The 610-nt window shown below is 45.7% G+C and carries 1 protein-coding gene; it reads right to left on the minus strand.

Annotation, left to right across the window (positions count from 1 at the left end):
* Positions 1-38: 38 nt before the first annotated feature.
* Positions 39-610 (minus strand): potassium channel family protein (locus R7093_RS26440; protein WP_318147179.1); only part of this gene is annotated, 572 nt, incomplete at its 5' end.

The following is a 610-nucleotide window of genomic DNA, read 5'->3' on the forward strand; positions in this document are numbered from 1 at the left end:
CATGCAATGGATCAAACAAGAGCAATCAGCGTAGAGACTCAGCCATACTGGCGTGAAAAATAAGACAAGCGAGCGTAACGCAGCGCTATCTTCATTAATTTAAAGCGAAATAGGACCGATAGGTCCTCTTTTTTTGTCTGAATTTTGCGTTGCTGCATTTCCTCTTCGATAAGAGTTAGTCGCTCAAGGATTTGTTCTTGCTGTTCTAATAGCTGTTCTAACATCCGCTCTTTGTTCTTAGAACGGTGATCTTGCTGTTTAGTCGGAGCGGTTAAAATCGACGTAATCACACCAGAGATCATACCGAAGATCCCCACTCCACAAACGATGATGATGACGGCTAAAAACTTTCCTCCAGAGGTCACTGGATAATGATCGCCATAACCCACAGTGGAGATGGTCACAAAGACCCACCACAAAGCATCAGCTCCAGTACGGATGTTCGCAGCTGGGTTTTTGGCTTCGATAAACAGCATGGCGGTGGAACCGAGCGTTATGAGGATCACCATCAACAGCAATATAGAAGCGACGGTCGTTTCTCGGCGGTTTTCTTTGAGCTGATGCAGAATGAACTTTGAAGAGCGCAGCACCAACACCACGCGCAAAATAT

The organism is Vibrio sp. 1580, assembly GCF_033340055.1.